The following is a 13,450-nucleotide window of genomic DNA, read 5'->3' as shown; positions in this document are numbered from 1 at the left end:
TGTGCTGATATGATGGATCGAGACTCCACGACGACCCTTCGAACACAAGTAGCCCGATGTTCGAGAGGCGAACGTGTACGTCTTCGTCTACGGAACGCTGACCGACCCCGACCGCGTCGAGGCCGTCCTCGAGGGCGAGCCACCGGCCCGATACGAACTCCAGGGTCGAGCAACCCTCGAGGGGCTACACCGCGTCGACGGGCGGTATCCGACGCTGGCACCGGGCGGACGCGTCGACGGGCGACTGCTGGCGGTCGACGACGTGGGGCTCGAGCGCCTGGATCGGTACGAGGGGGTCGAGGACGGGTTGTACGTCCGGGTGTCGGTTCCCTGGAAGACGGATGCGGCGAGCGCGGTGGACGGAAGCCAGGAGGACGACGCGACCCTCGCGGTCTACGTCGGCGACCCCGCCCGCCTCGGCGTCGCCGACCGGGTCGACTGGCCGGGCGACGGGCCGTTTACCGCGCGCGTTCGGCGCTATCTCGAGCGGACCAACGTCGTGTTACACAGTGACGAATGACGGTCGTCTGTCGATCGTCTGTCGGCCGTCAGACGGGCGATTCACCCCGACGCCGTCTTGCACTTTCACTTCCAGTCCGGAGGGGTGGGTTTTATGTTCTCGGCGTCCCCGTCTACACTCGCACGTCACACGCCGTGTATTCCCTGTCGTGCTGCCCGCACCCGGCAGCACTTTCCCGTCCTAACATCGCCAGCCGACGGACCGGGGTCAACCGCTCCCGTCCGTCGACGTACGGTTTGTGCGATTCGTGCCGTCAGCGGTGCCGTTCCGTAACACTACGGCGGAGCCGTCGGCCTGATCCCAACAATATTACGAGGGTGGCCGAAAACTCGGACGTATGCTCGAACTCGACGACATTCTCGAGGCGCGAGAGCGGGTACGGGAGACGTCCCGCCATACACCGCTCGAGTACTCGCACACGTACTCGTCGATGACAGGCGCTGACGTCCACCTGAAACTGGAGAACTTCCAGCGGACGGGGGCGTTCAAGATCCGCGGGGCGACCAACCGGATCGCGACCCTCTCCGAGGACCAGCGGGAGGCGGGCGTCGTCACGGCGAGCGCGGGTAACCACGCCCAGGGCGTCGCGCTCGCGGCCACGCGCCAGGGGGTCGACGCGAAGATCGTGATGCCCGAACACGCCCCGATCTCGAAGGTCAAGGCCACGCGCAACTACGGGGCCGAGGTCGTCCTCGAGGGGGACGACTACAACGAGGCCGCCGAGCGCGCCCACGAGATCGAGCGCGAGGAGGGTCGCACCTACCTCCACGCGTTCGACGACGAGGACGTGATGGCCGGCCAGGGGACGATCGGCCTCGAGATCCTGGAGGACTGTCCGGAGGTCGAGACGGTCGTCGTCCCGATCGGCGGCGGCGGCCTCATCAGCGGCATCGCGACGGCGATCAAAGGGGAGAAACCCGACGCGCGCGTGATCGGCGTCCAGGCCGAAGGGGCCTCCAGCGCCGCCCCATCGCTCGAGAAAGGCGAACGGGTCACGCTCGAGGGCGTCGACACGATCGCCGACGGGATCGCGACCCGCAGCGTCGGCGAACGGACCTTCCCGCACATCCAGGAGCGGGTCGACGAGGTGGTCACCGTCTCGGACCCCGAGATCGCGATGGCCATCGTCCACCTGCTCGAGCGGTCGAAGACGGTGGTCGAGGGGGCCGGCGCGGTGGCGCTTGCTGCCGTCCTCTTCGAGAAGTTCGACTACGACGAGGACGAGACGATCGTCCCGGCGCTGTGTGGCGGCAACATCGACCTCAACACCCTCACCAACGTCATCGTCCGCGGCCTCGTCGAGACCGGGCGCTACCTGAAGATCCGGACCATCCTCTCGGATCAACCGGGCGCGCTCGAGGACCTGCTCGAGATCTTCACCGCCCATCAGGCGAACATCTACGCGATCCACCACGACCGAACTTCGCGGGGCGTCGAGCTCAACGACACCGAGGTCGAGATCGAACTCGAGATGCGCGGCCCCGACCACGTCGAGGAGTTCCTCGCGGACCTCCGCGAGGAGGGGTACGACGTCGACGTGCTGGTCTGAGCGCGGCTTCGATTCCGACTCCGATTCCGATTCGCCTGCCTTTAAGCCCACTCGCCGAAAGGTACCGGGTATGAAACGCATCACCGACACCGACGCGGCCCCCGCGGCCGTCGGCGCGTACAGCCAGGCGACCAACGACGGCGACGTTCTCTTTACCGCCGGCCAGATCCCGATGACCCCCGACGGCGACCTGCTCGACGACGAGCCCATCGAGGCCCAGACCGAGCAGGCACTGGAGAACCTCTCGGCGATCCTCGAGGAGGAAGGCGCCGACCTCGAGGACGTGCTCAAGGTGACGGTGTTCCTCGACGACATCGAGGACTTCGACGCGATGAACGAAACCTACGCCGACTACTTCGACGCCGAGCCGCCGGCCCGCAGCGCCGTCGAGGTGGCCGCGCTCCCGAAGGGCGTCGGCGTAGAGATCGAGGCCATCGCCTCGCTTGACTGACGGCCCCACGAGTCCGAGAGAGATGGAACGGCGCACCAAATCCGCCCTCCTGTGGGGAGCGGTCGGGTTCATGACGTTCCTGGTGCTCCTCCAGGGATACGCCCTGGTCGTCGAGCCCCTGCTGACGGTTCCCCGCGGTGCGGCCGTGGCCGCGCTCGTCGGCGTCGCGACGACCGCCAGCGCGTACGTCCTCGAGCCGCGACTCGCCGCCCGGTCGGCGCGTGTGGGGGGCGAAACCGAGGCACACGGCGACGACAAAAGTAAGAGTTAAACGACGGACGTGGCTAGGTGCACTCGAGCCAGGATGGCCGAACGGTAAGGCGCACGCCTGGAAAGCGTGTTCCCTTTGGGATTCTGGGTTCAAATCCCAGTCCTGGCGTTCTTTTCGAATACAGTAGTTTTGGTCGAGAGGTTTCCAGTTCGAGAGAACGTTGGTCAATCAAAAGCAGTCGTCGATCGGTCGAGACTTTATCAGTAATAACGCAGGAACGTCGTCATAGTGACGGGAGACGAGTACCAGCGTCGCACCGCTATTACCCGTGTATCAGTCTCATCGTCACAGTCAGAACTACTCGAACGGACGATCTCCGAGTGGCTCGAAGCGTGTAATATCGCATCGAGGATGGCGTGGGGAACGTGTGATTGTGCATCCGCCGTCCAACGTCTCGCGTACGATCGGATCCGAGAAGAAACCGAACTCGGGAGCCAACACGCGGTTCTCGCGACTCATCACGTTGCCCGCGCGATCAAGTCGGGGATCGAACGCAGGAAAGACGGAAAGCACGCTACTCGACCCGAGTTCACGTCGGAGTCAATGACGTTCGACGCGCGGACGATGACCGTGTTCGAAGAGGAAGAAGAAGTGTCGCTCGCGACGTGTGATTCCCATTCTCGAGTTCGTGCACGTCTCGAACTCCCCGACGACGATGGCTACCAGTACCAGTATCTCGAGGACGACGAGTGGGAACTGACGGAATCGACGCTCCACTACCGGGACGGTGACTGGTTTCTCCACCTCGGATTTCGAACACCGAAACGAACCGATCCACCGATCGAGAACGGAACGGTTCTCGGAGTGGATCTCGGGGTGGCCGAGATTGCGGTTACCAGTACTGCACAGTTTTTCTCGGCTGGCGAACTGAGCCATGCACGCCGCGAGTTCGAGCGAGTGCGCTACGGTCTACAGGCGCAAGGAACACGAAACGCCTATCGAACGCTCGAGCGTGTGAGTGCTCGCGAATCCGAGTACATAAAGCACGCCCTCCACGACGTGGCAAACGGTATCGTCGACGAAGCTCGAGGACACGGCTGTGACGGTATCGTTTTCGAAGAACTGGACGGTATCCGTGATCGGCTTCCGGAAGCAGACTGGCACTCGGAGTGGGCGTTCGACACGCTCTACGAGTACGTGAAATACAAGGCGAGGGCTGCAGGACTGTTCGTCGACACCACGTCCCCGAGGAATACGAGCCGGCGGTGTCCCGAATGCGGATTCGTGCACGAAAACAATCGAACGTCACGCGATCAGTTCGAATGTCAGGAGTGTGGCTGCCGAGGTCACGCGGACTACATCGCAGCCAAGAACGTAGCAGATACCTATCTCTCCCGGGGCCAACAGACGTCTCGGGAGAGGGGCGTCGGCCAATACGCCCTGAAGTCCGGGACGATGACTCCAAACGGTACGTACACTCCGTACCCGAACGGGTCCGAGGACGAGTCGACGGACAAGTCGAATCCATAACGAAGCGAGAAACGGACGTTTCGACCGAAGCGGTTCGACAGTTGGTATCCCTGTTCTGGCGGTTCGATACTCGAGCGGAACCAGTTTGACCCAGGAGCACACAGTAGGATGCATGTGCGGCCGGTACACCCTCACCCTCGAGCGCGACGACTTCGAGGAGCGATTCGACGCGACTGCTCCCGACTCGTTCTCCCCGCGATACAACATGGCCCCGGGCCAGCGGCTTCCCGTGATCACCGACGCCGATCCCGGCGTCGCACGACGGCTCGAGTGGGGGCTCGTCCCGTCGTGGGCCGACGACGACAGCGGCGGACTCATCAACGCCCGCGCGGAGACGGTCGACGAGAAGCCGAGTTTCCGCGAGGCCTACGAGTCCCGTCGGTGTCTCGTCCCCGCTGACGGGTTCTACGAGTGGGTCGAGACGGCAGACGGAAAACAGCCGTATCGCGTCGCCCTCGAGGACGACCGGCCGTTCGCGATGGCGGGCCTGTGGGAACGGTGGGAGCCGGACGAGGCGACGACCCAGGCGGGGCTGGACGCCTTCGGCGGCGGCAGCGACGACGCCGGACGGAAGGACGGCCCGCTCGAGACGTTCACGGTCATTACGACCGAGCCGAACGACCTGGTCGCGGACTTACACCACCGGATGGCGGTGATCCTCGAACCCGAGGACGAACGGCGGTGGCTCGAGGGCGACGGCGACGAGGGCCGCGACCTGCTGGAGCCGTACCCGGCCGACGGGATGCGGGCGTACCCGGTCTCGACGGCGGTCAACGATCCCTCGATCGACGAACCGTCGCTGATCGAGCCCCTCGAGACGGGTTAGAGGCCCTCGCGGCCCCCCTGCGAGAGGAGCACGACCATCGAGAGTCCCGACACGACGAGCAGCATGAGTGCAGGGATCGCGGCGTACTGGAAGTAGGCGGCCTCCTGGGCCCGCCAGATGACGGTGACGAGGGTGTCGAAGCCCGTCGGCCGGAGAAACAGCGTCGCGGGCAACTCCTTCATCGTCGTCAGGAACACGAGCGCAGCGCCGGCGGTCATCCCCGGCGCGATCAGCGGCAATGTGATCTTCCGGAACGTCCGGGTCGGCGTCTCGCCGAGCGTGCGGGCGGCCTCGACCAGTTTGGGGTCGACCTGCAGCGTCGTGGTCCGGATCGAGCCGACGGCCTGGGGCATGAAGCGGACCACGTAGGCGAAGATCAAAAGCGGCAGCGTCTGGTAGAGCGTCGGGGCGAACGAGAGGTTCAGCGACTCGTAGCCGGTCGCGAAGTAGACCAGTGCCAGCCCCAGGACGATGCCCGGCACCGCGAAGCCGACGTACGTGGCCCGCTCGAGCACGGTCGAGACCAGTGAGTCGTTCCGGGCGGCGAAGTACGCCACCGGCAGGGCGGCGAGGACGGCCACCAGTGCGGCCGCGCCGGCCACCAGCACGGAGTTCATCGCGTACTCGAGTTCGAACGCCAGTTCGGGCCTGGCGTTCGGGTCGGCGGTGACGAGCCAGAGCCCGAGGATCCACAGCGGGACCGCGAGCGCGATCCCCGTCACCGCCGCGGGCAGCGCCATCGCCGGCCAGCGCCAGGCGCCGAGTTCGACGACCGGACCGCCGCCCGTTCCCTCGCCGCCACCGCCGCCGCGACTCGAGTCGCCCCGCCGGACGCGCCACTCCAGTGCCAGCACGACGAGTACGATCGCGAGCAGTTGGAGGGAGAGCAGCGAGGCATAGTCCCGGTTCCAGGCGTTGAACTCGACGTAGATCTGGCGGGTGAACACCGGGAGTTGCATGATCGCGGGCGTCCCGAAGTCGGAGACGGAGTACAGCGCCGCGAGCAGGGCACCGGCGACGACCGCGGGACGGATCTGCGGGAGCGTGACACGGCGGAACGCGGTCCAGGTGTCGTGGTTGAGCGTCCGGGCAGCGTCGAGCAGCGTCGTATCGAACGAGAGGAGGGCGGCGCGGGTCGTCAGGTAGACGTAGGGATAGGTGTAGAGCGTGATGACCAGCGTCGCACCGCTCAATCCGTAGATCTCGGGGAGTTGTTCGACGCCCAGTGGCTCGAGGATCGACTGGAACTCCCCACGAGGGCCGAAAGCCGAGACGAACGCGAACGCGCCGATGTAACTGGGGACGACCAGCGGCAGGGCGACGACGACGGACCAGAACCGGCGGAAGGGGAGGTCCGTCTGGACGGTGAGCCAGGCCAGGGGAACGCCGAGCAGCACGGAAAAGAGGGTCACCGCAGCCATCAACAGGAGACTGTTGGTGAGGATTTCGAGGGTCTCGGTCCGGACGAACATCTCCCACGCGCGGCCGGTGTCGACCCGGGTGGCCTCGACGAGGAGCCACGTCAGCGGAAACAGCATCGCCGCGGCGATGGCCCCCGACAGCAGCGTCAGCCCGAGCGGCAGTTCGTCGTTCGACGTATAACGGCGGACTGAGAGGAGAGATTTCATAGGGGTAGTCGGGAGTGAGTTCGTGTTCGGAAATCCCGTTTCAACGGGTATAAGGGTTTAGGTTTGCCTAATCCGAACGTATGGAGCTGACAAGACGGGATGCGGTCGCGGCGCTCGCCGCGCTGGGGGTCGGCGGGGCCGCGGTGGCCGGCCTCGACCGGTCGGACTGGGGCGCAAGCGGGGACGCGGACGCCCGGGCGGAGACCGTCGACGCCGACCGGATCCGGGAGACGCTGCTCGCTGCCGCCGAGGTCGTCTATCCACGGGAGGTGACCGGCATCGAGGAGTTCGTGGGGGCCTTCCTCGAGGGCCGACTCGAGGATCCGACCCACGCGACCGCGCTGGACGAGACGGTCGCAAAAGTCGACGAGTTGGCCGAGGCGTGGTACGGCGCCCGGTTCGCGACGCTCTCGGCCGGCGGCCGCGAGTCGTTCCTCCGGGAAGTGGGGGCCGACACGGCCGACGAGGACCCCGACGGGACGACCGCCGAGCGGGTCCGGTACTACGTCGTCAACGAACTGTTGCTGGCGCTGTACGCCTCGCCGACCGGCGGCGAACTCGTCGGCATCGAGAACCCGCAGGGACACCCCGGCGGGATGGACACCTACCAGCGGGGGCCGGAACCGTGACGGGGGTGAACGCATGAGCGGGCGACCCCCGGCCGAATCCGCAAGCCCCGCCGACGGCGCGGCCGACCGCTCGCCCGTCGAGGACGCCGATGTCTGCGTGATCGGCGCGGGACCGGCCGGCGGCATCGTCGCGGAGCGACTCGCCCAGGCCGGCCGGGAAGTCGTCGTCCTCGAGGCGGGGCCGCGCTTCGATTTCGACGACAGGCTCGCCCGGCAGGAGCGTGCGATCCGGCCCGCATACGACCGGCCGGACGTCTGGGACGGCGACCCCGAGCGGGACGCCCACTCGGCGAGCGGCGAGTGGTTCTATCCGCTCAACCACGCCCGCGTGAAAGGTGTCGGCGGCTCGACGCTGCACTGGCAGGGGATGGTGATGCGCCTGCACGAGGACGACTTCCGCTCCGAGACGGCCCGGGGCGTCGGCGTCGACTGGCCCCTCGAGTACGACGACCTCCGTCCCTACTACGCCGAGGCCGAGCGGGAACTCGGCGTCGCCGGCGGCGAGGACAACCCGTTCGCGCCGCCCCGCGAGGAGCCGTTCCCGATGGAGGCGTTCCCGCCGTCCTACAGCGACGGGCTGTTCGCCGAGGCCTGCGACGAACTCGGGATCGAGATGCACTCGGTCCCCAACGCCCGCAACTCCGAGCCCTACGACGACCGGAGCGCCTGCGTCGGCTACGGCACCTGCCAGCCGGTCTGTCCCTCCGGCGCGAAGTACGACGCGACGGTCCACGTCGAGCGGGCCGAGAGCAAGGGCGCGACCGTGATCGACCGCGCGCCCGTCCAGCGACTCGAGCACGGGCCGGACGCGATCGACGCGGCCGTCTACGCGACGCCCGACGGAGAGTACCGCCAGGCGGCCGACGCCTTCGTGATCGCCTGCGGCGGCGTCGAAACCCCGCGTCTGCTGTTGCTCTCGGAGTCGAGCCACTACCCCGACGGGCTCGCGAACTCGAGCGGCCTGGTCGGGCGGTACTTCATGGACCACCTCTTCGCGGGGATGGGCGGCCTGCTCGACGAACCGACGCGACAGAACCACGTCGGCTTCCTCACCAGCGAGTCCCACCAGTTCTACGACGGGGCCGACGCGGAGTTCGCGCCGTTCAAACTCGAGTTCTTCAACTACGACGGCCCCTCGCCGGTCGAGATGGCGCTTTCCGGCGACGACTGGGGCGACGACCTGCTCGAGCGGCTCCGGTCGGAGTACGGGAACCACGTCGGCCTGGGGGCGCTGGTCGAGCAACTCCCCCGCGAGGACAGCTACGTCGCGCTCGACTACGACCGCACCGACGACCGCGGCAATCCGGTGCCGGACGTCCACTGGAACGTGGGCGACCGGGCGCTGCGGACCATCGAACGCGTCAACGAGATCCAGCGGGAACTCCTCGAGGAACTGGGCGCGGAGATCACCTGGCAGGTCGGACCCGAGGACACCGGCCCGGCCTACCACCACATGGGGACGACGCGGATGGGAACGGACCCGACGGAGAGCGTCGTCGGTCCCGACCTGCGGACCCACGACCTCGAGAACTGCTGGATCGCCTCGAGTTCCGTCTTCCCGACCGGTGGGGCGATGAACCCGACGCTGACGATCGCCACGCTGGCACTGAAGGCGACGGATCACGTCCTCGAATCGGTCTGACCGCCGACCTGTTTTAGGCAAACCTAAAAACCTAAGTGCGACCGGACGAGAGTACCGCCAATGAGTAGTACGGACACGACAGGCGGGGACGGAACGCGGGACGCTATCGCACCGACAGACGAAGACGCAAGCGACGCGGACGGATCGACGCCCGAGGCGATCGACGGGGCCGGCAGCGACCGGTTCACGTTCGAGGACGTCAGCGTCGTCATGGGAACGTACAACGAGGAGGAAGCCATCGGCACCGTGCTGTCGGACGTCGAGGAGATCACGGACGGGAAAGCGGAGGTCGTCTGCGTCGACGGCTCCTCGGACCGCACGCCCGAGATCGCCCGCGAGCACGGCGCGACCGTGATCGAACAGGAGCCCCAGGGGTACGGCGTCGCCGTCCGCGCGGCGATCTTAGAACCCGACCGGCCGATCGTCGTCACGGCCGACTGTGACGACACCTACCCGATGGAACAGCTTCCGGAGTTCCTCGAGTTGATCAACCGGGGGTACGACGTGGTCAGCGGCGACCGGCTCTACCACGGCGCGGAGGCGATGCCCGCGTTCAATCGGCTTGGCAACCACCTCTTCGCGGCGGTCGCGAGCGTCCTGATGGGGACCCGTGTGCACGACACCACGACGGGGATGCGCGCCTACCGCCGCGAGGTCGTCGAGTCGATCGAGTGGACCGAAAACACCGGTCTCTCGGCCGAGCTCCTGATCCGGCCGCTGATGCGCGGCTACGATATCCGCGAACACCCGATCGAGTACCGCGAGCGCGCCGGCGAAACCAAGCTCGACCCGATCCAGGGCGGCCTCGAGATCGGCCGCTCGATCGTCAAGGTCGCGCTCGAGGAGCGGCTTCGGGAGCTACCACACCGGACGGACTAGAAGAACCCGAGCGACTCGAGGACGACGTCGAGCACGATATCGAACCAGCCTGAACTCTCCTCCTCGTCGTCGTCGGTCGAGCGCTCGGACCCGGCATCGGTCATGCGACCGACTACGCACGCCGACACGTAAAGTATTGGTTCGGTGATCGGTTCTCGTGCGAACTACGTGTTGCCGACCGCGAACTTTCCCGGTCAGGCCGGAAAATCGTACCGCAGACCGGATCAGTCCGCCGGCTCGAGTCGCGTCTCGAACCGCTCCCACTCGGGGTGGACGTCCGGCCGATCGGGCAGGTACGTGCCCTCGCGCCCGCACTCGGTGACCAGTCGGCAACCGGTCCGTTCGGGGGGCCAGACGGCGGCAATCCCGTCGTCGGTCGCCCGGACGGTCGTCGCCTGGCGGTAGGTGAACGTCCCTCCGTCGGACTGGACGAGCGTGATCGTCAGGACTACCTCGTCCGTCTCCTCGAGCGCCACCGAGGGGGCCGCGCTTCCCTCGTCCGGCACGTCGAGGGAGGCGACGGCCGGCGCGGTGCCGTTGTCGGTCGCGTCGCCGGCCCCGGCCCGCAGTTCCCAGTCGACGGCGAGCGAATCGCCCGGGTCGTCGACGGTGTGCCAGGCCGTCGAGCCGTTGCTCGCGAGGCGGATCGACGCCCGGGAGACTCGATCCGGGACGCCGACGACCGTCTCGCCGGCGAGGGTTTCGCCCTCCCGGACCTCGAGCGGCTCGAGTTTCGGGATCACGGGTTCGTCCGGCCCGGCCGTCCACTCGCCGCGGTAGTCATAGCGGTAGTAGTCCCGGTCGGGATAGGCCTCGAGCACCGCGAAGTCGTGTTCGGGGTCGCCCTCGAGGGCGTAGACGGCCTCGCCGTCGAGGCCGGGATCGTTGCGAAGCGCCTGGAAGGGGTGGCCCTGCCACTGGCCGTACGGCGTCGGCAGGAAGACGAGCGCGTTCTCGACGTCCCGTTGCTCGAACGGTTCGTAGGCCGTCTCGTACCGCTCGGTGTGAGCCGCGTTGCGTTCGACCGGCCCGGCGAGCAGGGCGGCGTTGACGCCCCCGACGACGAGGGCGCTGGTGACGAGGGCGGCGAGCGCGAGGCGGCGAGCGTTCCGCGCGGTCGGTTCCGGGATCCGCTCACGGATCGCCGCGTCGCGGAGGCGTCGCCAGCCCGCGACGAAGCCGAACGCGGCGAAGATCGACAGCGGCGCGAGCAGGTCGAAGTGGTAGAAGGGGCCGAACTGCGAGATCAGCCCGTTCGTCGGGTCGTTCATCGTCGCGAGGACGTTGAAGTTGCCCCAGAACGCGAGGTTGCCGAGCGGGACGGTGACGAACAGGGCGGCCAGGAGGATCCCGGCGGTTCGGTCCCCGTCGAGCGTCCGCTCGAGGCCCGACGTCGACGGGGCCCACCGTCTCAGCGCGAGCACGAGACCGGCCAGCGCCGCGAGCGTCCCGATCGGCCCCGCGACGAACCACCGTGTCGCGAAGTACCAGAGGACGTAACCGTTGGCCTCGAGCGCCAGGGCCGGCGTGTACTCGATCGAGTGACCCTGGATCTCGCGGTAGCCGAAGCCGGGACCGTCCAGCGGCGCGAACGCCTCGTAGGGAAAGAGCAGCGGCGAGCCGGTTACGCGGGCGTTGTACGCGAGCGTCAGGCCGACGAAGGCCAGCCCGAACAGCCCGGTGACGGCGTGTCGCCGGACCGGATCCGGCAGCGCCCGGAGCGCGACCGTCCCGTCCCACTCCCGGCGAAGCGAGCCGGTCACCTGCCACAGCGCGTGTCCGATGAACGGCGCGGCAAACAGGACGGCGGTGTAGGGCCTGGCGAAGAAGGCCAGCCCGATCGCGACGCCCGCGAGCGCCGCGTCGCGGAGCCGCCCGGTGCGGACGCCTCGCAGGTACGCGACGGCGAACGCGAGATTGAAGAGCGTCGTCGGCGCGTACGGGAGAAAGACCGACGAGGTCAGCAGTGCAAGCGGGGAGGCCGCGAAGAGCGCGGCGGCGACGACGCCCACCCGTCGGTCGAAGACCTGCGATCCCAGAACGTACGTGAGTGCCGCGTTGCCCGCCGCGACGATCGCGAGCGTCACGCGGGGCTCGCCGAAGACGGCCATCGTGGCGGCGTACATCGCCGCGGGCACCGGCGAGTACTTCGGGTAGAGCCGGCCGCCGTCCTCGACGAAGAACCAGGGCCGGAACGCGTCGACGAGGTCGCCGACGTACAGCTCGAGTTGCCCCTCGAGTAGCATGGCGGCCTGCATGAGATAGACCGCCTCGTCGTCGTTGCTCGAGTGGTAGGGAAACAGCTGTGTCGCGACAACGAAGACGGCCGCGCCGGCGAGGGCGGCGATACAGAACGCGTACAGGGTGGGCCGATCGACGCGATCGCTCCGGATCGGACGCGAGAGGAGACGAAGAAGGCGATCGGACATTACGGGAGAAGGGGATCGGCAGTCAGGCGTCGATCAGGTGTCGATACCGACCTCTCGCATGAGGTCGATCGTCGGCTCGAGTTCCGACAGCCGCGAGAGGTCGAGGTCCGGGACGTCGAGTTCGTCGATCGTCGGCAGTTCGCCCACCGGTTCGACGTCGGGGATCAGCGGGTACTCGAAGGTCTCGGTGGCGAAGTACTCCTGGGCCTGGGCCGAGAGGAGGTGGCGAATGAAGTTCTCGGCGAGTTCGGGATCGTCCGCGGCGTCGGTGACGGCCGCGCCGGCGACGTCGAAGACAGCGCCGGCGTCACCCTCCGTGAACGAGGTGGCGATGGGGGCGTCCGGCGAGCCGTCGAGAACGCGCTGGATGTAGTAGTGGTTCGTGAAGCCGGCGTCGATCTCGCCGTCGGCGATCGCCTGACAGACCGCGAACTCGTCGTTGTAGTCGGTGATGCCCGACTCGGTGACTCCCTCGAGCCACTCGCGGGTAGTCTCCTCGCCCTCGAGCAGCCGCATCGCGGTGACGAACCCCTGGCAGGAGCCGTAGGACGGCGCCCAGCCGAGGTCGCCGTCGAAGTCGGTGTACGCCTGGATGTCGTCGGGCATGTCGTCTTCGGAGAGGGCGTCGGTGTTGTACGGCACCGTTCGAGCGCGCCCGGACGTACCGATCCAGTTGTCGGTCCGGAACTCCTCACGGACCATCTCGAGGACGTCGTCGGACAGTTCCCGGGACCGACCCTCGTCGGCCAGCGCGCCGAGCGCGGCCGCGTCGACGGTGTAGAAGACGTCGGCGGGCGTCCCGTCGCCCTCTTCGGCGATCTGGTTGACCAGTTCGGAGGAGTTGCCGTAGCGGGGCTCGATCGTGAAGTCCTCGTAGTACTCCTCGAGGTCGTCGAGCAGCGTGCCGACGAGGAACTCGCCGCGACCGGAGTAGACGTGGAGTTCGCCCTCGAGGTCGGGCAGGTCTTCGATCTTCGTCCCTTCGGGTTCGGGTCGGCCCGCGCGGCCGGAGCCGATCTGGCCGAAGACCGACGACTCGGTCTCCTCGTCCTCGCCACCGATGAGGCCTGTACACCCGGCCAGGCCTGCCGTACCGAGCGCGGCCGAGCCGGCGAGGAAGGCCCGCCGACCCGTCGCGTCGTGATCTCGAGTCATA

12 protein-coding genes and 1 tRNA gene are annotated in these 13,450 nt (G+C 67.5%); 10 read left to right on the top strand and 3 right to left on the bottom strand.

Annotated elements, in window-relative coordinates; genetic code table 11:
* Positions 1-73 precede the first annotated feature (73 nt).
* The 7 genes from BM113_RS05295 (at position 74) to BM113_RS05265 (ending at position 5,087) form a co-directional block, all read left to right on the top strand.
* Positions 74-520, top strand: a complete 447-nt coding sequence (locus BM113_RS05295) for a gamma-glutamylcyclotransferase family protein (RefSeq protein WP_089786013.1) — start codon at positions 74-76, stop codon at positions 518-520.
* Between the two features lie 337 nt (positions 521-857).
* A complete protein-coding gene (gene ilvA, locus BM113_RS05290; protein WP_089786011.1) occupies positions 858-2,069 on the top strand; it encodes a threonine ammonia-lyase in 1,212 nt (403 codons plus the stop codon).
* 70 nt (positions 2,070-2,139) lie between these two features.
* Positions 2,140-2,520 carry a Rid family detoxifying hydrolase gene (locus BM113_RS05285; RefSeq protein WP_089786009.1) on the top strand — a complete coding sequence of 127 codons (381 nt, stop codon included), beginning with the start codon at positions 2,140-2,142 and terminating at the stop codon, positions 2,518-2,520.
* A 22-nt stretch (positions 2,521-2,542) separates the two neighbouring features.
* Positions 2,543-2,791, top strand: a complete 249-nt coding sequence (locus BM113_RS05280; RefSeq protein ID WP_089786007.1) for a DUF7981 family protein — start codon at positions 2,543-2,545, stop codon at positions 2,789-2,791.
* A gap of 27 nt (positions 2,792-2,818) precedes the next feature.
* Positions 2,819-2,899 (top strand) — tRNA-Ser (locus tag BM113_RS05275).
* Between the two features lie 120 nt (positions 2,900-3,019).
* Entirely contained in the window at positions 3,020-4,261 is a 1,242-nt protein-coding gene (locus BM113_RS05270) for an RNA-guided endonuclease InsQ/TnpB family protein (protein ID WP_089786005.1), read from the top strand.
* Positions 4,262-4,373: 112 nt separating this feature from the next.
* Positions 4,374-5,087: an SOS response-associated peptidase gene (locus BM113_RS05265; RefSeq protein ID WP_089786004.1), complete on the top strand. Its 714-nt coding sequence runs from the start codon at positions 4,374-4,376 to the stop codon at positions 5,085-5,087.
* Here the strand turns inward: BM113_RS05265 and BM113_RS05260 are convergent.
* The gene (locus BM113_RS05260; protein WP_089786002.1) at positions 5,084-6,715 is read right to left on the bottom strand and encodes an ABC transporter permease; all 1,632 of its coding nucleotides are present in this window, start codon (positions 6,713-6,715) and stop codon (positions 5,084-5,086) included. The two genes, BM113_RS05265 and BM113_RS05260, sit on opposite strands and share 4 nt — an antisense overlap.
* Before the next feature lie 80 nt (positions 6,716-6,795).
* On the opposite strand from BM113_RS05260, the gene BM113_RS05255 reads away from it, so the two are divergent.
* The 3 genes from BM113_RS05255 (at position 6,796) to BM113_RS05245 (ending at position 9,865) form a co-directional block, all read left to right on the top strand.
* Positions 6,796-7,344: a gluconate 2-dehydrogenase subunit 3 family protein gene (locus tag BM113_RS05255; protein ID WP_089786000.1), complete on the top strand. Its 549-nt coding sequence runs from the start codon at positions 6,796-6,798 to the stop codon at positions 7,342-7,344.
* Between the two features lie 13 nt (positions 7,345-7,357).
* A complete protein-coding gene (locus BM113_RS05250; protein ID WP_089785998.1) occupies positions 7,358-8,986 on the top strand; it encodes a GMC family oxidoreductase in 1,629 nt (542 codons plus the stop codon).
* Between the two features lie 210 nt (positions 8,987-9,196).
* Positions 9,197-9,865: a dolichyl-phosphate hexose transferase gene (locus tag BM113_RS05245; RefSeq protein WP_245757992.1), complete on the top strand. Its 669-nt coding sequence runs from the start codon at positions 9,197-9,199 to the stop codon at positions 9,863-9,865.
* 224 nt (positions 9,866-10,089) lie between these two features.
* Here BM113_RS05245 and BM113_RS05240 read toward each other — a convergent pair whose 3' ends face one another.
* Positions 10,090-12,294: an ArnT family glycosyltransferase gene (locus BM113_RS05240; protein ID WP_089785994.1), complete on the bottom strand. Its 2,205-nt coding sequence runs from the start codon at positions 12,292-12,294 to the stop codon at positions 10,090-10,092.
* Between the two features lie 33 nt (positions 12,295-12,327).
* Positions 12,328-13,449: an extracellular solute-binding protein gene (locus tag BM113_RS05235; RefSeq protein ID WP_089785992.1), complete on the bottom strand. Its 1,122-nt coding sequence runs from the start codon at positions 13,447-13,449 to the stop codon at positions 12,328-12,330.
* Position 13,450: the final 1 nt, after the last annotated feature.

This window comes from Natronobacterium haloterrestre, assembly GCF_900112205.1.
GTDB classification, from domain to species: domain Archaea; phylum Halobacteriota; class Halobacteria; order Halobacteriales; family Natrialbaceae; genus Natronobacterium; species Natronobacterium haloterrestre.
The sequence above is the reverse complement of the archived record's forward strand: the minus strand, read 5'-3'. Positions and strand labels throughout refer to the sequence as shown.

Bases quoted from the DNA above. Each gene is read 5' to 3' on its own strand.
- ilvA (WP_089786011.1), top strand. From the start codon at position 858: ATGCTCGAACTCGACGACATTCTCGAGGCGCGAGAGCGGGTACGGGAG.
- BM113_RS05285 (WP_089786009.1), top strand. From the start codon at position 2,140: ATGAAACGCATCACCGACACCGACGCGGCCCCCGCGGCCGTCGGCGCG.
- BM113_RS05280 (WP_089786007.1), top strand. From the start codon at position 2,543: ATGGAACGGCGCACCAAATCCGCCCTCCTGTGGGGAGCGGTCGGGTTC.
- BM113_RS05265 (WP_089786004.1), top strand. From the start codon at position 4,374: ATGTGCGGCCGGTACACCCTCACCCTCGAGCGCGACGACTTCGAGGAG.
- BM113_RS05260 (WP_089786002.1), bottom strand. From the start codon at position 6,715: ATGAAATCTCTCCTCTCAGTCCGCCGTTATACGTCGAACGACGAACTG.
- BM113_RS05255 (WP_089786000.1), top strand. From the start codon at position 6,796: ATGGAGCTGACAAGACGGGATGCGGTCGCGGCGCTCGCCGCGCTGGGG.
- BM113_RS05250 (WP_089785998.1), top strand. From the start codon at position 7,358: ATGAGCGGGCGACCCCCGGCCGAATCCGCAAGCCCCGCCGACGGCGCG.
- BM113_RS05245 (WP_245757992.1), top strand. From the start codon at position 9,197: ATGGGAACGTACAACGAGGAGGAAGCCATCGGCACCGTGCTGTCGGAC.
- BM113_RS05240 (WP_089785994.1), bottom strand. From the start codon at position 12,294: ATGTCCGATCGCCTTCTTCGTCTCCTCTCGCGTCCGATCCGGAGCGAT.
- BM113_RS05235 (WP_089785992.1), bottom strand. From the start codon at position 13,449: ATGACTCGAGATCACGACGCGACGGGTCGGCGGGCCTTCCTCGCCGGC.